The sequence below is a fragment of the Billgrantia endophytica genome (assembly GCF_002879615.1).
GTDB classification, from domain to species: Bacteria; Pseudomonadota; Gammaproteobacteria; order Pseudomonadales; family Halomonadaceae; genus Halomonas; species Halomonas endophytica.
Window position 1 is genome coordinate 32,246 of record NZ_PNRF01000015.1, and the last position, 18,397, is coordinate 50,642.

General features: G+C 64.3%; 18 protein-coding genes. 5 read left to right on the plus strand and 13 right to left on the minus strand.

Annotated features, from left to right (window positions below; genetic code table 11):
- Positions 1-17: 17 nt before the first annotated feature.
- Entirely contained in the window at positions 18-1,649 is a 1,632-nt protein-coding gene (locus C1H69_RS08045; protein ID WP_102652893.1) for an NAD+ synthase, read from the minus strand.
- A gap of 98 nt (positions 1,650-1,747) precedes the next feature.
- Between C1H69_RS08045 and C1H69_RS08050 the strand changes: the two genes are divergently transcribed.
- Together C1H69_RS08050 and C1H69_RS08055 are read left to right on the plus strand one after the other, a co-directional pair.
- Positions 1,748-2,011: a PP0621 family protein gene (locus tag C1H69_RS08050; protein ID WP_102652894.1), complete on the plus strand. Its 264-nt coding sequence runs from the start codon at positions 1,748-1,750 to the stop codon at positions 2,009-2,011.
- Positions 2,012-2,145: 134 nt separating this feature from the next.
- Positions 2,146-2,691 carry a GspH/FimT family pseudopilin gene (locus C1H69_RS08055; protein WP_102652895.1) on the plus strand — a complete coding sequence of 182 codons (546 nt, stop codon included), beginning with the start codon at positions 2,146-2,148 and terminating at the stop codon, positions 2,689-2,691.
- A 68-nt stretch (positions 2,692-2,759) separates the two neighbouring features.
- Here the strand turns inward: C1H69_RS08055 and C1H69_RS08060 are convergent, their stop codons facing one another.
- The 6 genes from C1H69_RS08060 to C1H69_RS08085 form a co-directional block, all read right to left on the minus strand.
- A complete protein-coding gene (locus C1H69_RS08060) occupies positions 2,760-2,939 on the minus strand; it encodes a PLD nuclease N-terminal domain-containing protein (protein WP_102652896.1) in 180 nt (59 codons plus the stop codon).
- An 86-nt stretch (positions 2,940-3,025) separates the two neighbouring features.
- On the minus strand, positions 3,026-5,365 hold the full coding sequence (locus C1H69_RS08065) for an ATP-dependent DNA helicase (protein ID WP_102652897.1): 2,340 nt from the start codon (positions 5,363-5,365) through the stop codon (positions 3,026-3,028).
- The gene (locus C1H69_RS08070) at positions 5,362-7,113 is read right to left on the minus strand and encodes a VRR-NUC domain-containing protein (protein WP_102652898.1); all 1,752 of its coding nucleotides are present in this window, start codon (positions 7,111-7,113) and stop codon (positions 5,362-5,364) included. The genes C1H69_RS08065 and C1H69_RS08070 overlap by 4 nt, the downstream gene beginning before the upstream one ends.
- Positions 7,114-7,145: 32 nt before the next feature.
- Complete coding sequence (locus tag C1H69_RS08075) at positions 7,146-8,198, minus strand: NAD(P)H-dependent flavin oxidoreductase (protein WP_102652899.1); 1,053 nt, start codon at positions 8,196-8,198, stop codon at positions 7,146-7,148.
- Positions 8,195-9,187, minus strand: a complete 993-nt coding sequence (locus C1H69_RS08080) for a YihY/virulence factor BrkB family protein (RefSeq protein ID WP_102652900.1) — start codon at positions 9,185-9,187, stop codon at positions 8,195-8,197. The genes C1H69_RS08075 and C1H69_RS08080 overlap by 4 nt, the downstream gene beginning before the upstream one ends.
- On the minus strand, positions 9,162-9,722 hold the full coding sequence (locus tag C1H69_RS08085; RefSeq protein ID WP_102652901.1) for a retropepsin-like aspartic protease family protein: 561 nt from the start codon (positions 9,720-9,722) through the stop codon (positions 9,162-9,164). Before C1H69_RS08085 ends, C1H69_RS08080 begins: the two co-directional genes overlap by 26 nt.
- Positions 9,723-9,875: 153 nt before the next feature.
- Here C1H69_RS08085 and C1H69_RS08090 point away from each other — a divergent pair, with 153 nt between their 5' ends.
- Positions 9,876-11,108, plus strand: coding sequence for an E22 family MetX-like putative esterase (locus tag C1H69_RS08090; protein WP_102652902.1), 1,233 nt, complete (start codon positions 9,876-9,878; stop codon positions 11,106-11,108).
- 25 nt (positions 11,109-11,133) lie between these two features.
- Here the strand turns inward: C1H69_RS08090 and C1H69_RS08095 are convergent, their stop codons facing one another.
- Positions 11,134-11,880: a sulfite exporter TauE/SafE family protein gene (locus tag C1H69_RS08095; protein ID WP_102652977.1), complete on the minus strand. Its 747-nt coding sequence runs from the start codon at positions 11,878-11,880 to the stop codon at positions 11,134-11,136.
- A 6-nt stretch (positions 11,881-11,886) separates the two neighbouring features.
- Positions 11,887-13,266: an MFS transporter gene (locus tag C1H69_RS08100; protein WP_102652903.1), complete on the minus strand. Its 1,380-nt coding sequence runs from the start codon at positions 13,264-13,266 to the stop codon at positions 11,887-11,889.
- Positions 13,267-13,377: 111 nt separating this feature from the next.
- On the opposite strand from C1H69_RS08100, the gene C1H69_RS08105 reads away from it, so the two are divergent.
- Entirely contained in the window at positions 13,378-14,526 is a 1,149-nt protein-coding gene (locus C1H69_RS08105; protein ID WP_102652904.1) for a PQQ-dependent sugar dehydrogenase, read from the plus strand.
- A 148-nt stretch (positions 14,527-14,674) separates the two neighbouring features.
- Positions 14,675-15,022, plus strand: a complete 348-nt coding sequence (locus C1H69_RS08110; RefSeq protein WP_240609878.1) for a sll1863 family stress response protein — start codon at positions 14,675-14,677, stop codon at positions 15,020-15,022.
- Between the two features lie 6 nt (positions 15,023-15,028).
- On the opposite strand, the gene C1H69_RS08115 is transcribed toward C1H69_RS08110, so the two are convergent.
- The 4 genes from C1H69_RS08115 to C1H69_RS23540 all read right to left on the minus strand — a co-directional run bounded on the left by C1H69_RS08115 (position 15,029) and on the right by C1H69_RS23540 (position 18,248).
- Entirely contained in the window at positions 15,029-16,258 is a 1,230-nt protein-coding gene (locus C1H69_RS08115) for a toxic anion resistance protein (protein ID WP_102652905.1), read from the minus strand.
- A 50-nt stretch (positions 16,259-16,308) separates the two neighbouring features.
- Positions 16,309-17,256, minus strand: a complete 948-nt coding sequence (locus tag C1H69_RS08120; protein ID WP_102652906.1) for a cobyrinic acid a,c-diamide synthase — start codon at positions 17,254-17,256, stop codon at positions 16,309-16,311.
- Positions 17,257-17,360: 104 nt separating this feature from the next.
- Positions 17,361-18,059, minus strand: a complete 699-nt coding sequence (locus tag C1H69_RS08125; RefSeq protein ID WP_102652907.1) for an extensin-like domain-containing protein — start codon at positions 18,057-18,059, stop codon at positions 17,361-17,363.
- A gap of 12 nt (positions 18,060-18,071) precedes the next feature.
- A complete protein-coding gene (locus tag C1H69_RS23540) occupies positions 18,072-18,248 on the minus strand; it encodes a hypothetical protein (protein WP_165789439.1) in 177 nt (58 codons plus the stop codon).
- Positions 18,249-18,397: the final 149 nt, after the last annotated feature.

Consider the following 18,397-nt stretch of genomic DNA (forward strand, 5'->3'; position numbering starts at 1 on the left):
TCGCGGGTTTCTTGGGCCTATTCGCCGGGCTGCCAGCCGTTGACGATGGGATAACGACGATCACGGCCGAAGCCCCGTGGTGTCACGCGAACGCCCACCGGAGCTTGACGACGCTTGTACTCGCAGCGATCGACCAGCTTCACCACCTTGTAGACATCCTCGCGATCGAAGCCGGTATCGATAATCGCCTCGGCGCTCATATCCCCCTCGATGTAGCGCATCAGGATGGCATCGAGCACGTCATACTCCGGCAGCGAGTCGCTATCCTTCTGTTCGGGCGCCAGTTCGGCGGAAGGCGGCCGCTCGATGACCCGCTCAGGGATCGCCGGCGACTGGGTATTGCGCCAGCGGGCCAGGCGATAGACCCAGCTCTTGTAGACGTCCTTGATGGCGTTGAAGCCTCCCACCATATCGCCATAGAGGGTGGCGTAACCCACCGCCATCTCGCTCTTGTTGCCCGTGGTAAGGACCATCAAGCCCTTCTTGTTGGAGATCGCCATCAGCAGCACACCGCGACAGCGCGACTGCAGGTTCTCCTCGGTGGTGTCGCGTTCGGTTCCGGCGAAGGTGTCCGCCAGGGTTTCCATGAAGGCGTCGACCATGGGCTCGATGGGCAATACCTGGTAGTCCACGCCCAGCAGCCTGGCCTGTTCGGCGGCATCCTCCCGGGAGATATCGGCGGTATAGCGATACGGCATCATCACCGCATGAACCCGTTGCGGGCCCAGGGCATCCACGGCTATGGCCAGAGACAGGGCCGAATCGATACCACCGGAAAGACCCAGCACCACGCCGTCGAAGCCGCTCTTGTTGACGTAGTCCCGCAGACCGCTGACCAGCGCGCAATAGAGGCTCTCCTCGGGCTCTTCCTGGGGCTCGATCTCTCCCTCCTGCGGCACCCAACGGCTGTTTTCCTGAACGAACTGCACGGGCATCAGGCCCGCCTGCCAGTAGGGGGCCAGTACGCGGATCCTGCCGTCACCATCCACACAGGCCGAGCCGCCGTCGAAGACCAGTTCGTCCTGCCCCCCGATGGTGTTGACGTAGACCACCGGCAGATTGACCTCGGCTGCCCTCTGCTCGAGCAGGCGCAGCCTCTCTCCGGGCTTGTCCTGATGGTAGGGCGACGCATTGAGGGTAATCAGGATCTCGGCCCCGGCATCTCGGACCGCCTTTACCGGGCCCCCGTCCCAGAGATCTTCACAGATCAGCAGGCCAAGTTTCGCCCCCTTGTGGTCGATCACCAGGCTGCGCTCGCCGGTGGCGAAATAGCGCCGCTCGTCGAACACCTGGTAATTGGGCAGCACCTGCTTGGCATACTCGTCGAGCCATTCGCCGTTGTAGAGCAGGCCAGCCAGGTTGTAAGTGCTGCCTTCGCGACGCCCCGGGTAGCCGATGACCACCAGCACATCACGTGCCACCTTGGCCGCCATGCGGGCACGCGCCTCGCGCAGGCGGGTTTCCATGGATGGCCTCAGCAGCAGATCCTCGGGGGGATAGCCGCTCAGGTAGAGTTCGGGAAACACCACGATATCGGCGCCATGCTCGATTCGTGCCTCGCGTACGGCCTCAATGGCACGGTCGGCGTTACCGGGAATGTCTCCCACCAACGGATCCAACTGAGCCATCACCAGCGTCAAGTCTTGCATGAGCGTAGAAATCTCTTGAGAATCCAAAGTCATCACATTGTCCCGCATGAACGTCCGGCTAGCAAAGCCGCTACCCCTCACCCGGGAGCCCGATAAGGATGAACCTGTTGCTTATTCGCCTGATCATTTTTGGCCTGCTGCTCTTCGCCGGCCTGAAACTCTACCGTATGTACCGCGCATGGAAGCTCGAGCGCGAGGAATTGCTGGAAAACGACCCCGACCAGGAAGGCGGCAAGATGGTCCGCTGCACCTGGTGCCAGGTACACGTTCCGGAAACCGAGGCCCTGCGCGACAAGGGAGAATGGTTCTGCTCCAGCGCCCACCGCGACCGCTATCTGGAAGAGCAGAAACCCGACGACTAGTCCGTCCCCATTGCCACGGTCCGCATTTGGCGATGGCGTACGTCATTTATCAGAAATGGCTTACGAAGCCATCTTCTGTCCCCGTGTAAAGTGAAAGACCCAAGTGACAGGGATCTCACGCCCGGGGACGATCCATGCAAACGCCTTCTCCAGACGGTCCGGGACCCCGCCACCGGTCAAGCGGCACCCGCCAACTCGGCTTCACGCTTGTCGAGCTGCTGGTCGTCATGGCTCTGCTGGCCATCCTGTTCGGCTGGGCAGTGCCCGGCTTCCAGGCGATGAACGCCCGACATGAGGTCATCACCGAAGTGCAGCGGATCAAGACCGCTCTGGCCCTGGCACGCAATACGGCCATTACCCGACGCACTTCCGTTACCCTCTGCCCCAGCCAGGATCGGGTGACCTGCAGCACTGACGACTGGACCGCACCGCTGGTGGTCGTGCTGGGAGACCTGAAAAGCGGGAACATCGGCAATGCGGAAATACTGCGCGTGTTCAACGGCAGCCGCGTCGTCTCGACCCGCTACAGACAGGATGGACGGCCGGTGCGCTACGGGCCCCTGGGTCGGCCGGCAGGCCATAACGGCACCTTCCGTATCTGCGGCCGGGAGGACACCGGCGCCCAGGTCATCCTCAGCAACTTCGGACGAGTGAGGGTCGACAGCACCCCGAGCTGCTGACACCGGTCGTTGACATTGGCAACGTAAACACTCGGGGCGAGAAACACATCAGGCTCTCTGACGGATCGCTAGCCCTTTGGTCCCATCAACAGCCAGATGATCAACCCGACAAGCGGGAACAGCAGCAGGACGATGATCCACAGCAGTTTGGCCACCGGCCCGGCAGGGCTCTTGGCGACCTTGACGATGGCCCATACCAGGATGATCAGCCAAATCAGGCCCAGTAGGCCGCCTACTTCGATTCCCATCAGACATCTCCTTGTCTCGTCAGTGTGTCATTACTAGGAGTAGCACGCCGACAGGCACAGTAACAAACTGAAACTGTAGCAAAGTGTCAGGAACCGTAACGCCGACGGAGTGCTACCTGCCACCAGGCAGGCAATGACGCCTGGATGTCGCGACGTGCAAAACGGTCATCCATCAGCACCAGTGTACCGCGATCCTGCGGGCCACGAATGACCCTGCCGGCCGCCTGCACCACCTTGATCAACCCGGGTATGCGATAGGCGTACTCATCGCCGCGACCGAATCGCTCTTGAAGCCTGGCCTTGAGCGCCTCGTTGAAGGAATCGAAGGGTGGCAGCCCCAACGTGGCGATGAAGGCACCGATCAGCCGGTCCCCAGGCAGGTCGATGCCTTCGGCGAAGGCACCACCGAGGACCGCAAAGCCGATGCCCTGTCCCCCCGGCTGGAAGCGTGCCAGAAAAGCATCCCTGTCCGCCTCCGTCATGCCACGGCACTGGGACCAGGCGGGAATCGCCGGCTGCGTCTCGCGAAATCGCTCCAGCACCGCCTCCAGGTAGGCAAAGCTACTGAAGAAAGCCAGGTAATGACCGGGGCTGGCCCGATACTGTCGGGAGAGTTCCGCGACGACAGGCGCCACGGATGCCGCCCTGTCGCGTAGCCGTGTCGAGATATCGTCCCGTATGCGCACGTCGAGCTGGTTGGCCGTGAAAGGGGACGCCACCTCCTGCCAGACCGTGTTCTCGGGCAATCCCAACAGGTCGCGATGATAGTGACCGGGACTCAAGGTCGCCGAAAACAGCACGGTACTGTGGGCTGCCGCGAAGCGAGGCGCCAGGAAGTCCGCGGGTACCAGATTGCGTATGCCAAGCACGGCATGACCTCGCCCATGACGCGCCAGATCGCACAACGAATGCTGACCGAAGGTATCCGCCAGCCGACAGAAGGCGAGAACCTCGAACAGCAATTCCTGAAGCTCGGGATCCGTTCCGGCCGGGTGTTCACTCAAGTGATCGGTGATGGAGGCCGCCGTCTGCTGCAACGAGCCCACCAGCTTGTCGGGAAGCCCGTCGAGCACCCGGTATACCGGGCGCTCCTGGCTCTCCTCCTCGCCCCCCGACGGTTGACACGCCTCGCGAACGAGTGTCTGCCATTGCCGCACCAGGCGCCCCAGCGGGCGGCGAAGAGCCGGTGGCGCCGAGCGGTGGAGCCGGTTGACACGACGCTGATCGAGCTCGGCGCTATACATGCCCCTGGCCCGCTCCACGAGATTGTGGGCTTCGTCCACCAGCACGGCCAGACGCCAGCCGTTGGCCTGGGCCAATCCATGCAGCATGGCGCCGGCGTCGAAGTAATGGTTCACATCCCCTACGGTCACGTCGCACCAGCGCGCCAGCTCCTGGCCCAGGTAGTAGGGGCAGATAGCATGCTCTACGGCCACCTCCCGCAGCGCCTCGCGGTCAAGCCAGCCGCGTGACACGGCGGCCTCGCGTGCCGCCGGCAGTCGGTCATAGAAGCCAGCCGCCAGCGGGCAGGCCTCGCCGTGACACGCCTTGTCCGGGTGTTCACAGGCCTTGCTACGGGCAACCAGCTCCAGCACCCTGAGCGGCAAGACTGTCGTCTCATGCTTTGCCACGTTGTCATACCTGCCGGCACCCAGTCGGGCAAGCGCATCCAGGGCAAGGCGACGACCCGGCGTCTTCATGGTCAGAAACGCCATACGATCGAGCCCCTGGCGCGGCATGGCGGTAAGCAAGGGAAATAGCGTGCCAATGGTCTTGCCGATCCCGGTGGGCGCCTGGGTCAGCAGGCAGCGTCTCGTGGCGGCGGCCTTGTAGACACCCTCGGCCAGCTCTCGCTGCCCGGGACGAAAGCCGGCATGGGGGAAGGCCAGATGCCGCAACGCGTCGTCACGCTGCTCCCGATGACCGCTCTCCCGCTCGGCCCAGGCGAGAAAGTGCCGGCATTGACTCACGAAGAATTCCGACAGTTCGCTGGCCGTCCACTCCTCGGTCAGCAGCGTCTCACGGCCGGTGGCAATCTCCAGATAGACCAGGGACAGCGATACGCTCTCGAGATCGCGCTCGGCGCAAAGCAGCGCACCGTAGACCCTTACCTGAGCCCAATGCAGGGCACGATGATTCGCGGCCATGCGCGACAGGTCGCCACGATGGGTCTTGACCTCCTCCAGCCGGTTGGCCACCGGGTCATACCCATCGGCACGGCCACTGACGACGAGACCCGCATAACAGCCCGACAACGGAACCTCGGCTTCATATCCCTCGCCCCGGCGACTTGCCACCAGAGCGTGCCCCGCAATGCCCTCCCGAGCGCTGGGCGAGGGAGTGAAGCGATGGTCGAGGTCACCCTCGCGAGCGGTGAAGTCGCACAGCGCCCGCACCGCGACACGGTAACGGAACGACTCGCTCACGAGGCAGCGTCCCGGCTCTGCCAGGTGACATGGCAAACGGCCGTGGGAATGCCCTGGGCATGGAAGAAGGCCAGCCAGCGGCGCTGGTTGTCCTGCAACCGATCACCGGGGCCCTTCACCTCGATCAGTCGATAGCGCGGCTGGTCCGGGCCGTCTTCCGGCAGGAACTGGATCAGGTCCGGCAATCCAGCACGATTGGCCCTGAGATCGGCCAGCATTCGATCGAAGCAGGCATGCAGGTGAGACGCGGGGATGCACGCCAGGGCCCGGTCGATCAGCGTTTCATCCAGAACGTCCCAGTACACGAAGGGAGAAGACACCCCTTGCCTGTCATGCCAGGTAGCCAGGATCGCCTCGCGGTAGCTGCCATCCTCCAGCCGGGCCAGGCAGGCATCGAACAGGTCCCGACGGCGGGCCACGAAGTCATGACGATAGAGGTCCGCCGGACCACTGTGGAAAGGATGAAAGAACGCACCCGGCAGCGGAGCGAAGAGCGCCGGCCAACAGAGCAGGCCAAACAGACCGGTGAGCAGGGCGTTCTCGACATAGTACACCGGTGCATCCGGGCGACTCAGATGGACGCAGACGGCCTGCTCCACCCCCATAATGGTGCCGCCCGGACTCTGTCTCTCGAGGCGATACTCCCAGCGCTCCGGGGTGGGCTCGGAAGGCCGCGTCGCCGCCGGCAGCCCCAGCCGCCGTCGCAACCGCGGTAACAGGCGTTCGATGGCCTGGCATTCCGTTTCACTGACCGGGGTATCACCGGTTGCCGAGTCGAATGTCAGGGAAGCAAGCGCCAAGGCACGGCCATGCTCGCCAAGGCGCTCCAGAAGCCGCAGGCGGCGAATGCGTGCGTCGACCTGCCCGCTTTCACCGCAGCCACCGTCGGCATACAGCGTGAGCGCCAGTTCATGCTGTCCGGCGCGCTCGGCCTGTTGCCCCAGGCGGTAGAGCAGCCTGGCCCGTCGCTCCGCCAGCCAGGCGTTGCCCTCCGGCACTTCCGGAACATCACCACGAATCACCCCGGGGGACTCGCCCTGCTCCAGCCGCTCACGTAGACGGTGAAGCATCAGGTAGGCATCGACCTGCTCCCGTCGCTGAAAGGCGCGGGACTCGGCGCCGAAGGTAACCCGCTCGAAGCGCTGCACTCCCAATTCGGCGAGCACGAACTCCGCCCAGCCCTGGTGCAGGTTACCGAAGAACATCAGCCGCAGGCGTTCGCAGACGGGCATCACTGTCAGGCGCACGATGCGCTCCCCGGCCTGCACCCCGGGCCACCATTCCCCCAGTCGCCGTTCCGTCGTATGCATGGGCAGCAGCGTCGCCAACAGCGCCGCCTTGCTGGCCAACGCCGGTAACCCTGCCGCCACGATGTCACCGCCGAGGGCCCGGCGAAGCTCGCCCAGGCGCAACTGGCGAAAGAGCTCATCGAGCGTCAGCGGTGGATCGTCCTCGACCCAGCCGGCCGCAACAAGCGGTTCAAGTGCCGCCAACGGGTCCCCTATCTCGTCGTAGCCAAGCCGTGACGTACGAAAGTGCTCGCCCTTGCGCATGACCATGCGCACCAGCAGCGCCTGGGACGGCAGCGGCATCCTGGCGAAACCGGCAATGAAGTCCCGTTCCGGCTCGCCGAGCAGGTCGTCGTGGCGCTCACTCACCCAGCCCAGCACGAAGCGAAAGTTCGTCAGGTAATAGAAGGGGTCATCGAGCGGGGCCGTGACCGGTATGGCAGGCAGGATACTGTTCATGCATCCATGATATCAGTCCCGCCGGTACCTCGTCAGGACTCCCGGCGAGGTATTTCAGCCATCAGTTCCCTCACCTTCAGGCCCGCCGGAATCTCACGGCAGCCGCTCGCATTCTGTCCGGCCCAGAGCGGTGAAAACGCCCCGCTTCCCGCCGCCTCGGCGGCGCTGCGCAGCGGACCAATGGCGGCGGTTGCCTGGGGAAACGCGGGCGCCACGTCACCGATCGGGCCCAGTTCGCGCATCAGCCGGGTCATGATGCCGCGCGCCGGACGGCCGCTATAGAGATTGGTCAGCGCCGTATGCGCCGCCGCCTCGCTCATGAGCGCACGGCGGTGGATTGCCGACGTACTGGCCTCGTGACAGCAGAGGAAGGCCGTGCCGACCTGGACCGCATCGGCACCCAGCGCCAGCGCTGCCGCCACACCGCGGGAGTGGGCGATGCCCCCGGCGGCAATGACCGGTATCGACACCGCCGCCACGACCTGGGGCAGCAGGGCGAAGGTGCCAAGCTGGGTGGTGAGGTCGTCGGAAAGGAACATGCCGCGATGGCCACCCGCCTCGAGACCCTGGGCAATGACCGCGTCGGCACCATTCGCCTCCAGCCAGGTGGCCTCCTCCACGGTAGTGGCCGACGACAGTACCATGGCTCCCCAATCCTTTACCCGCTCCAACAGGCCGGGGGCAGGCAAGCCGAAGTGGAAGCTCACCACCTCGGGGCGAAAGGCTTCCAGCACATCACAGGCCGCCTGGTCGAAGGGCCGACGCCCGGCGCCATCCGGCACCCTGGCGATATCGAGACCGAACTCGTCATAGTAGGGAGCCAGCGCCTCGTGCCAGCGAGCCTGTCGGGCGGCATCGGGCTCAGGTGGAACATGACAGAAGAAATTGACGTTGACCAGGCGCGAGGTGGCAGCACGAATCCGGCCGAGCTCTTCGGCCATGACGGCCGGGCTCAGCATGGCACAGGGCAAGGCCCCGAGCCCCCCGGCTTCCGACACCGCGATTGCAAGATCCGCCCCCTGCACGCCGGCCATGGGCGCCTGCAGGATGGGAAGGTCGATACCAAGGCGATGGGTCAGGCTCATGGGTCGTCTCCGTGTCGTGGGGTGTCGGCCTGCTGCCAGGGTTCCTTCGGGCCCAGGGTGTCGGCGGCATAGGCGCCTCGCTCACCCATGGGCCGGTCTGGGCCGACGGTGGTGTCATGCCGGGTCTGTCGTTCCATTTCAGCGTTGATCTCCGCGCCTAGCAATACGACGAAGGCGGAGAGCCAGAACCACAGCATCAGCACGACTACCGCACCCAGCGAGCCATAGAGTTCGCTCATGTGCGCCACGTGGCCGACATAGAGCGAGAGTCCGCCAGAGCCGAGCAGCCAGAGCAGGGTTGCGGTAACGGTCCCGACGCTGACCCACTCCCAACGAGGGGATCTGCGATAGGGACCGAAACGGTAGAGCACGGCGATGACGAACATCATGATCAGCAACAGCACCGGCCAGCGCAGCCAGCCGATCACCCTGACGGAAGTGCTGTCGAGGCCAAGCATGCCGATGGCCAGGGGAAACAGTGCAATGAAGGAGATCGTGGCCAGGGACATCAGGATCAGCCCCAGGGTGAGCGCTGCCACGACCAGCGCCCGATGAAACACGCCACGCTGCTCTTGCTCGCCATAGACGACATTCAACCCGACCATCATGCCCCGAACCCCCTTGGAGGCGACGAACATCGCAATCGCCAGGCTGAACAGAGCCGTCAGGCTGAGTCCCGTATCGGTATTGTCGCTGACCTCCTGGGCCTGCCCGGTGATCAGACCCGCCCCGCCCGGTGGGACAAAGCGGCTCAGCTCACCGATCTGACGAGTCAGGTCCTGGGGATCGAACACCAGCGCCCACAAGGAGATCACGGCAGCGATGGCAGGAAACAGCGACAGCAGGGAATAGAAGGCAATGCCGGCGGCCAGCATGTTGACGCGATCGTCGCCCAGCCCATCCTTGACGCGCCAGACAATGTCGAGCCAGCCAGGACCCGGTATCTCTTTCGGTTGTTCGGCGCTACGGCCTCGAGGGGGATTCGTCATGTGCTCCTCTGGGTTGCTGTGCCGGGCGCAGGACCATGCGAGCATCTCGGATCTCGATATCGAAACGATTGAGGAAGCTCATTCCCAGCAGGGCGACCTCTCCTTCCAGCCCGGGACTGATAGAGCCTCGCACCTCCGTGGCGGAGAAACCGCCCAGGCTGACCTCATCCAGAGTGGTGAGGTCACCGCGTACCCGCCCGTTTGCCGTATTGAACCAGGCAGAGCCCGCCCGCTCGAGACCCAGTTGGTCGGCCAGACTCGCCGGCACGGCCACATAGGTGGCGCCGGTGTCGAGCAGAAACTCCACCGGCTCACCATTGATCCGGCCAGTCGCCATGAAGTGGCCTGACCGGCTGCGCTCCAGCACGATCGGCTCACCATCGCCAGTCACGGCATTCACCAGGTGGGTATTGGGATTGCGCTGGTTCTCGATAAAGCCCTGGAACCACCAGGTGCCGACGCCGATGAGCAGCACCCAGAACAGCAGCATCATCCCAAACCCGGCTCCCCGGACCGAACCGTCATTATGGCCCATGCGCTTCTCCCTTTGGTTTGCTCACATCGACGGCTTCCACGTTGACAGTCAGGGGCGTGCTGTCTGTACTGAAGACCGCCTGGCACGACAAGGTCTGCGAAGACGGCAGCGACGGTCCACGAGAACTCGTTTCATAAGAACAAGGATAGCCCCATGCAAGACAGCATCGAGCGTTCGACCACCAACACCGCCGAGCATTCCCTCTTCCGTGGCCTCGCCTCCGCCCTCCTCGTCGGCGCCCTGCCGCTGATCGCTGCCCAGGCGCTGGCGTGGGACGGGCTGGTGGAGAAGCAGGTCTTCGAGATGGAGGAATACACCACCGTCAGCGGCGCAACCATTGCCCCCGTGCGCGTTGGCTGGGAGGCCTACGGCACGCTCAACGAGGCAAGGGACAATGTCATCCTGATCACCCACTTCTTTTCCGGCACCAGCCACGCGGCAGGCCGCTATGCCGAGGGTGACGAGGCAGTGGGTTACTGGGATGCCATCATCGGCCCTGGCAAACCACTGGATACCGACGAGTACTACATCATCGCCTCGGATACCCTGGTCAACCTCAATGCTCATGACCCCAACGTCACCACCACCGGGCCCGCAACCGTCAATCCGGAAACGGGCGAGCCCTGGGGCCTGGATTTCCCGGTCGTGACCATACGCGACTTCGTCGAGGTGCAAAAGGCGCTGCTGGAGAGCCAGGGCATCGAAGAACTGCATGCGGTGATGGGCGCCTCCATGGGGGCGCTACAGGCCTATGAGTGGGCCAGTACCTATCCGGATCGAGTCGAGCGGCTGATCCCTGTCATTGGGGGTGGCGTGGCGGACCCCTGGCTGCTTGCCACACTCAGCGCCTGGGCGGCGCCGATCCGGGTCGATGCCAACTGGAACGAAGGCGACTACTACGACGGGGAACCGCCGCTGGACGGCCTGCGGGAAGCCCTCAAGCTGGTGACGCTCAACGCCAACCACTGGCACTGGGCCAACGAGACCTTCGACCGCAGCTGGGCCGATGAAGACGCCGACCCGGCACGCGACATCCATGCCCGCTATGCCATCGAGCAGATCCTCGACGACATCGCCGCGGCCAGGGCCGAGGTCGCCGACGCCAACCACCTGCTTTACCTGGTCAAGGCCAACCAGGCCTTCATGGCTGGCCATGGCGACAGCCTGGAAGAGGGGCTGACCAGTATCGACGCCCCGACGCTGATGCTCTACAGCGAGAACGACCTGGTCTTTGCGCCTGAAGGGGTACGCGAAACCGCCGAGCTGATTGGTGCCGATGACACCCCGGTGGAACTCATCGCGCTGGAAGGCGGCCGCGGCCACCTGGATGGCGTGGTAGCCATCGAGCAGGCGGGAGAACGGATCCGCACGTTCCTCAGCGAGTGAAGGCCCCCCGCGCTGACCGGTTGGACTAACCGATCAGCGCGCCCAGCAGCAGGTACCCACCCATGATCAGCAACCCGGTGAGAAATACCCGCCGGAAGGTCGCTTCCGAGAGCCGGCGGCGTAGCCGCTGACCGAGCTGCATGCCGAGAATGCCCGGTATCACCGCGGCGAGGGAGAGTCCCGCCAGCTCGACACTGAGCAGCCGCTGCTCACCCATGGAAAGCCCCAGTGCCATTGTCGTGACGACGAACAGCACGCCCATGGCCTGAATCAACATGTCCCGGGGCAGTCCCAGCGCCTGCAGGTAGGCGACACCGGGAAAGACCGACGACCCGGTCATGCCGGTCAGCAATCCGGTCAAGGCCCCGTTTACCACGCCGGCGTGCCGCCCGTGGCTCACCAGTGTCCCAACGCCGAGGCGAAACAGGCCGGAGAGCGCATAGAAGATGATGAGAACACCGAGCAGCGCCGAGAGCCAACGCACATCGACCCGCGCCAGCACCGACACCCCCAACCAGACGGTGACCACCGAAGCCAGCAGGAAAGGCCACAGCTGCCGAACGATCTGGCGCAGATGACCGCCCACCAGCGCCTGCCAGATATTGGTGATGATGGTGGGCGCCAGCAACAATGCCATGGCAGACTGCAGGCCCACGGTCGCCGTCAGCAGCGCCAGCGAGACGGTCGGCATGCCCATGCCGATGACTCCCTTCACGGTGCCGGCCATGAGAAAGGTGGCCGCAACCAGAACCAGCAATAGAGGATCTATCATCGACACTCAGCGCGCCTCCGTCGGGTCATGGCCATTGCGTGCCTCCCAGTCCCGCGCCGCCTGCTGACCTCGGGACTGGTTCACCACGAGGCAGATCAGAATCGCGATGATGAAGAGCGCGGCGCACAACAGGATCGATGCCTGCAGACCCACCACCGACTGCAGCAACCCCAGCCCGATGATGCCGAACACCCCGGCCAGCTTGTTGGCCAGGCCCCAGAAGCCGAAGAACTCGGCGGCCTTGCGGCTCGGTGAGAAAAGGCCGACCAGGGCGCGACTGGCCGACTGGCTGGAGCCTAGAGAGAGCCCCGCCAGGCAGCCCACGAACAGAAAGAGGTGCTGGGCTTCCCAGCCGAGATCGAAGCGGACATTGAGGAAGGCGGTGACTTCCGGAGTCGCCCAGATGGCAAGTATCGCCGCCACCCACAGCACGAGAGTGCACTGGTAGGTGAACTTGGTGCCGATACGGTCCTGAATGAAGCCGAAGCCCAGCGCTCCCGCCGCCGCGGTGATCTGTACGATGATGAACATCAGGTTGCGGATCGATTCGTCCCAGCCGATCACCTGCGCGCCGTAGATGAAGGCGAAGGCGATGATGATGTAGACCCCGGCCATGGAAAACAGCAGCGAGACCAGGAAGATGCCCAGGTCACGGAAGTGACGCAGCTCATGCAGGGTGGTCGAGACCCGCTCCCAGGCGATCTCGCGATAGCTGCGACCGGGCGGCTGGGGTATGCCCCGTTCCTTCACCCACAGGAAGGTGGGAATGGCGGCGATGAGGAAGAAGGCAGCGGCGAAGGGGCCCACCCAGCGCACGCGCTCGAAATTCTCGGCCGTAGCCTCGCCCAGCGCCACCAGGGTGAAACCGGCGGCGAACAGCCCACCCACATAGCCCAGCGCCCAGCCGAAGCCGGATATCTTGCCGAGATCCTCCGGCGGGCCCAGGTCGGGGAGGAAGGCGGCGATGAACGACTCGCCCATGGAGTAGGCGTAGTTGGAGACCACGATCAGCAACAGCCCGAGGATCACGTAGCCCGGCGCCACGAAATAGAGCATGGCGGTGGTGGCCACGGTGGCCAGGTAGCTGACGAACAGGAAGCGTTTCTTGGAGGCCTGGTAGTCCATCACCGCCCCGCACAGCGGCCCGGTGATCACCACCAGCAGGTAGCTCACGGCCAGCGCCAGGCTCCACAGCAGGTTGGCCAGCCGATAGTCATCGCCACGGTCTCCGACGATCACCGTGGTGAACAGCTCACCAAAGACGACGGTGATGATCAGCAACGTAAACGCCTGGTTGGCGAAATCGAACATCGCCCAACCGAATATCTCCTTTCTCGACGCCCGCTGCCGAAGTATCTGGCCCGCAGCCGCTGGAACCACACTCATACCGTTTCTTCCTTGCCGTGCGGGACTGGGCCCTTCGGCCCCTAGCCTACCAGTTAATGACGAAAGACGAGCATTCACTACACTGGGAGTGCACCCAACAGGAGGCTCGTAATGAAAAAAAACGCATGTGCCATACCCCTGATGGCACTGGCCGTCCTTCCAGCCCACGCCGTATTGGCGGAAGACGTGATCGAGGACAACCTGGCAACAGAGTATCAGGACCTGCGCCTGGTCAAGGTCGCGGGTGGCTTCGAACACCCCTGGAGCGTTGCCATACTTCCCGGCGACCTCTACCTGATCACCGAACGCCCCGGACGCCTGCAGATGATCCACGATGGCGAGGTACAGGAAGTGGGCGGGCTTCCCGACATCGAGGCCCATAATCAGGGAGGCCTTCTGGATGTGGTCCCATCCCCCGACTTCCCCGATACCGGCTGGCTCTATTTCACCTATTCCAAGGGCGATGACGAAGCAACCGCCACCGCCCTTGGCCGAGCGCAGCTGGCGGGCGATGAACTGGTCGAATGGGAAGACCTGTTCGAGCAGAACCAACGTTCCGAACCCGGCCGCCACTACGGTTCACGGCTGGCCTGGCTGTCGGACGACTCCCTGTTGATGTCCATCGGCGACCGGGGCGAGCCCGACCGCGCCCAGGATACTGCCGACCATGCGGGTTCTCTTCTGCGCCTGGATCCCCAAGGCCTGGCACCCGAAGACAATCCGCATATCAATCATGCCGAAGTGCTGCCGGAAATCTACTCCTGGGGGCACCGCAACATCCAGGGTCTCGTCGTGAATCCGGACAACGATGAGGTATGGGCCACGGAGCATGGCCCAAGGGGCGGGGACGAGCTCAACGTCATCGAAGCCGAGCAGAACTATGGCTGGCCCCAGGTCACGATGGGCCGTGACTATGCCACCGGCGACACCATAGAGGACACCATACGCAGCGCCTTGCGCGACGAGGGCGACATGGTCGACCCGATCCACGAGTTTCTCCCCACCCTGGCACCATCGGGGCTGGCGATGGTGACGAGCGACCGATACCCGAACTGGCAAGGCAACCTGATTGCCGGTGGGCTGGCCTCCGAACGTGTCCTGCGCATCGTGATCGAGGATCGGGAGGTCGTACACATGGAAGAGCTGCTGCGCGGTGAGATCGGCCGTATTCGTGACGTCCGGGAAGGCCCCGACGGCTATCTCTATCTACTCAGCGATGAGGAGGACGGCGCCCTCTACCGTCTCGAACCCGCCGACTGAGCGTCCATACGGCAGCGACCGGGAGGGGCCGTATACCCCTCCTCCAATCACCGTGTCGGGAGGCTGCGTCCGAAACATGGGGGGAACCCCCTCTGATAAAACGGATCGGTATGAAACACCATCTCATTAGCCACAGGGGGGAGGCATCATGAACAAGCGTGACGAGTTCGTCGAACAGATGAAGGCTCGACTCGACGAATGGAACGCCGAGATCGATGAGCTGGCGGCCAGGGCTCGGAAGGCCAGTGACGAAGCCCAGGTCAAGTATCAGGAGGACATCGAACGACTCAGGAAGCGCCGCGACGAGACCCAGTCAAGGCTCGACGATCTGCAGCACGCCAGTGAAGCAGCCTGGGACTCGGTTCGCCAAGGCATGGAGGAAGCCTGGGAGCTGATGCGCAAGGCCTTTCGCGATGCCGCCTCCCATGACCGCTCCTCCCCCCCGGATGCCCCGCCATCGCCCGATTCCCGCGACGATGGGCCTGGCAGGCCGTAGCCCGCCCTATCGGACATCCTTGTGATCCGGCGAACGGCCCTGGCCGTCGCCCGGCCCAGGCTGGGCCTCGCTGCCACGCTGGAGGCGCTCGATCGCCTCGCCACCCTGGCGGGCCAGTGCCGACAGCCGGTCTATCTGATCATCCAGCCGGGGCAACGCTTCCTGCCGATAGCGCGACAGATCCTCTATGGCACCCATCACATCGCCAAAGGCCTGCTCCAGCACCTGCATGTCAAGCTGTGCCGAGGCTGCCCGGGTCTGGATTTCCACCCCCTGTTGACGCAGCGACCTGGCGGTACCGGCGATCATGTCCGAAGTGGCCGTGTTGAGGGACTCGACGCGATCCAGCACCAGCCGCTGGTTGGCCAGTGCCAGGGCGACGGCAACCGCCACGGTCAGGGCCGAGACGGTGACATGGATGGCACGATCGACACCACGTATCAGTTCCCGATTGTTACGGATGATCACCTCGAGGGCGAGGATTCCCTGCTGGCTGACGGCCAGCTGCTGTTGCAGGTCGACGATGCGCTGACGCAGCGGGAAAAGCAGCTCCTCCTCGATGAACACACGCTGGGGATGCTCCCCGTCGAAGCGGGCGACAACCTCCTGTAGCCGCCGATCGATCAGCCGCCCCAGGTCGATCTGTCGCTGCAGCCTGCCCAGTATCTGGCGCAAGGCATCCTGGTCGTCATTGAGGGTCAGGTTATCGCGATGGAGCATGTCGCGCCCGGACTCCAGGTCGGCAATGATCGCATCCAGTGCCTGCTGGGCATTCTCGAACTTGCGAAAGTAACGCTGCACCCGGCTGCCGGCGCCCGGGATATGGGCCAGCACACGGTCGAGCCGCCCAGGCGATATCCGGTGCTGACGCGGGTCCAGCTCCTGCATCCTGCCACGCAGGTCGACCAGCGCCCGAGCCACCGGCCCGCCATCGTCGCCCTGGTGCGCCAGCTTGCGCAACGGGGTCTGCAGCATGTCGCTCTGATGGGCGGCCTGCTGCTGCAGCTCGAGCCCCATCTCATCGACCGCGCGACGCTGCTGTTCCAGGGCGGTGCCTTCCTCGCCACTGGCCAGCACTTCCTCGACGAACGCATCGGCCATGGCCACCAGTTCGGGGTCGTCACTGATGTCGTCGGCACCCCTCACCGTTTCGGGGATGGTTTCCACCAACTCTGTGGCGATCTCCTCCACCGATGGCAAGGAGAGGCGCGATCCTCTTTCAGATGACTGATTCATATGTCCCTTTCCTTTGAAGCCATACCCTACAAGCTAGCAGCCGCTCGGCGCTAACGCTGAGTATTGCGCCCGTAGCGCTCGGCACGGTCGATGAAACGCCTCAGCTCCTCCAGGGCCTGATCGGTGGCCACCGAGGCCTGGGGGCGCCCCGTCTCGATCCGGGCCAGCGCCACGGCGGCGTCGTCGAGCACGGTCAGGGCCGACTCGTTTCGCGCAACCAGTCGACGCAATCGAGTCTCGGTATCATCGATCAGTTCCAGGCGACGCTTGAGCGCAATGCGCTCCTCGACGGAAAGCCGGGAGCCTTCCTGTTCCAGCCGACGGTGCACGAAACCGCCATCCAGCCCCATCACGCCGCGCGCCTGGGAAGCCATGGAGGTGAAGGTATCGACCGCACCGAGGCACACCTCGGTCACCAGGTCCCTGGAACGCCCGAAGGCAAGCTCGCGGCTGTCGAAGCGGGCAACCAGGACGTCCATCACATGGCTATAGCGGGTGTAGAAGCGGTCGGCCTGGATGGCGAGGTCGGGTCGGCGAACGTCGAGCAGCTCCTGCTTGGCCCGGCACAGGGCCAGCACCAGATCATCGGCGTTGACCGGCGGCCGGGCCGGGTCGAGCACGGCCACTCCGGCCTCACGGGCCTCGCGCTCCTGCTCGCCACGGCGTCGCGCGGCCTCGGTTTCCAGTCGCGCCTCCAGCCGACGCTTGTGACGACGGGCCCGCCAGCGACGCCAGCCCCGCTCGAGAGGAAGAGACACGGCGACACCCGCCAGGCCGGCAATCCACCCTGTCAGGCTCGGCCCGAAGCCTCCCCATAGCGAGGTCAGCCACAGCAGCATGCTGACAAAGGGAACCAGCAGGCAGTAGCGGAAGATGACCTGTAACCGGCTGGGGTTCTCGGTGGGCACCGCCAGGCGCGGATTGGCCAGCCCCACCAGGAGCCATGGCAAACAGGTCACAAACAGCCCGTAGGCAAACCCCTGCAAAAATCCCAGCATAGGCCTCGTTACTCGGTGATCGTCGGAAAGATGCTAGCAATGAGTGTACGGGGGCTCCCGGCCGCACGCGACCTCCCTCATGGGATAACGCTTCGCCGAGGCGGTCAACGGCACAGCCGGAAGCCACGCATTCCAAAATGGAAATGGTCGGCATGGGCCGCATTGTAATCCGGCCCCAGCACGTTACCGAACAGGTCGCAGGCGCCGTCTCGTATCTCATGCAGGAACTCACCCCGCTCGCCTTCGTCATTCCAGTGGTCCAGCAGCCGGACCCGGCGCCCATCAGCCATATGGAAGGCCGCCACGTCCAGCGCCTCAGCGGTGGCATGTTCGCTGAGACGGCCGCTCTCGCGGCCGTAGACATGGCGACAGGCAAAACTGCCATAGTGTTCGATGCTGTCCACCCGGCTGCCCATGACCGCTTCGGCGGCGGGCTGCAGGCGTTGGCGCTCGAAGAGCACCCATGCCAGCGCCAATGGACAGCTGGCAACGAAGCTGGCATTGAAGTCGACCCCGCTGCCATGCACGCGAACCACGTTCTCCAGGGGACAGCCCGGCGCCGGCTCGTGATCGTCCAGCGGCGTGAAATGCAGCCCATCCTCCGGAGCCGTCGCGAGAGCCGCCAGGCAGCCGTCTCGATCATCGGCCAGGCGCCGCAGCTTCCATTTCGTGATCGGTGTCAGAGGATCATCCACGGCAAGCGGCTCCCCCGGATGCCAGTGGCGAGGAATCCGATCCTCGAACTGCCACCAGGCCAGGGCCGCGCCAGCAGCCAACACGACAATAACCAGCAAAAAACGCATCCGGCCTCACTCTCACAGCAGCAGATTCAATACCAGCGCCGCCCCACCCACCAGCAGGGCCGTGATGACGGCAATATCCACCGCCCTGTCCAGCCAGCGGTCGAGACGGTTCCTGGCAGGGCGATGCGGCTTGCGCCGGCGAGTGGCGCCACGGCGTGATTCGCCGCGGCCCGGGCTGATGAGAGACATGGTAGAAGTCCGATTTCACCATTTCCTTGGAGCTTACGGCCTGCGCCGGCGCCTGACTACTGCCATCGACTCGCTTCCACCCACTTTCGCGATGGATAGTCGCCGACACCCAGGTGAACAAGCCAAGAACCCGTTAACAAAAAATCACT

What these genes read in the sequence shown, in the direction of transcription:
- C1H69_RS08045 (WP_102652893.1), bottom strand. Translation starts at nt 1,649, where the DNA reads ATGCAAGACTTGACGCTGGTGATGGCTCAGTTGGATCCGTTGGTGGGA.
- C1H69_RS08050 (WP_102652894.1), top strand. Translation starts at nt 1,748, where the DNA reads ATGAACCTGTTGCTTATTCGCCTGATCATTTTTGGCCTGCTGCTCTTC.
- C1H69_RS08055 (WP_102652895.1), top strand. Translation starts at nt 2,146, where the DNA reads ATGCAAACGCCTTCTCCAGACGGTCCGGGACCCCGCCACCGGTCAAGC.
- C1H69_RS08060 (WP_102652896.1), bottom strand. Translation starts at nt 2,939, where the DNA reads ATGGGAATCGAAGTAGGCGGCCTACTGGGCCTGATTTGGCTGATCATC.
- C1H69_RS08070 (WP_102652898.1), bottom strand. Translation starts at nt 7,113, where the DNA reads ATGAACAGTATCCTGCCTGCCATACCGGTCACGGCCCCGCTCGATGAC.
- C1H69_RS08075 (WP_102652899.1), bottom strand. Translation starts at nt 8,198, where the DNA reads ATGAGCCTGACCCATCGCCTTGGTATCGACCTTCCCATCCTGCAGGCG.
- C1H69_RS08080 (WP_102652900.1), bottom strand. Translation starts at nt 9,187, where the DNA reads ATGACGAATCCCCCTCGAGGCCGTAGCGCCGAACAACCGAAAGAGATA.
- C1H69_RS08085 (WP_102652901.1), bottom strand. Translation starts at nt 9,722, where the DNA reads ATGGGCCATAATGACGGTTCGGTCCGGGGAGCCGGGTTTGGGATGATG.
- C1H69_RS08090 (WP_102652902.1), top strand. Translation starts at nt 9,876, where the DNA reads ATGCAAGACAGCATCGAGCGTTCGACCACCAACACCGCCGAGCATTCC.
- C1H69_RS08095 (WP_102652977.1), bottom strand. Translation starts at nt 11,880, where the DNA reads ATGATAGATCCTCTATTGCTGGTTCTGGTTGCGGCCACCTTTCTCATG.
- C1H69_RS08100 (WP_102652903.1), bottom strand. Translation starts at nt 13,266, where the DNA reads ATGAGTGTGGTTCCAGCGGCTGCGGGCCAGATACTTCGGCAGCGGGCG.
- C1H69_RS08105 (WP_102652904.1), top strand. Translation starts at nt 13,378, where the DNA reads ATGAAAAAAAACGCATGTGCCATACCCCTGATGGCACTGGCCGTCCTT.
- C1H69_RS08110 (WP_240609878.1), top strand. Translation starts at nt 14,675, where the DNA reads ATGAACAAGCGTGACGAGTTCGTCGAACAGATGAAGGCTCGACTCGAC.
- C1H69_RS08115 (WP_102652905.1), bottom strand. Translation starts at nt 16,258, where the DNA reads ATGAATCAGTCATCTGAAAGAGGATCGCGCCTCTCCTTGCCATCGGTG.
- C1H69_RS08120 (WP_102652906.1), bottom strand. Translation starts at nt 17,256, where the DNA reads ATGCTGGGATTTTTGCAGGGGTTTGCCTACGGGCTGTTTGTGACCTGT.
- C1H69_RS08125 (WP_102652907.1), bottom strand. Translation starts at nt 18,059, where the DNA reads ATGCGTTTTTTGCTGGTTATTGTCGTGTTGGCTGCTGGCGCGGCCCTG.
- C1H69_RS23540 (WP_165789439.1), bottom strand. Translation starts at nt 18,248, where the DNA reads ATGTCTCTCATCAGCCCGGGCCGCGGCGAATCACGCCGTGGCGCCACT.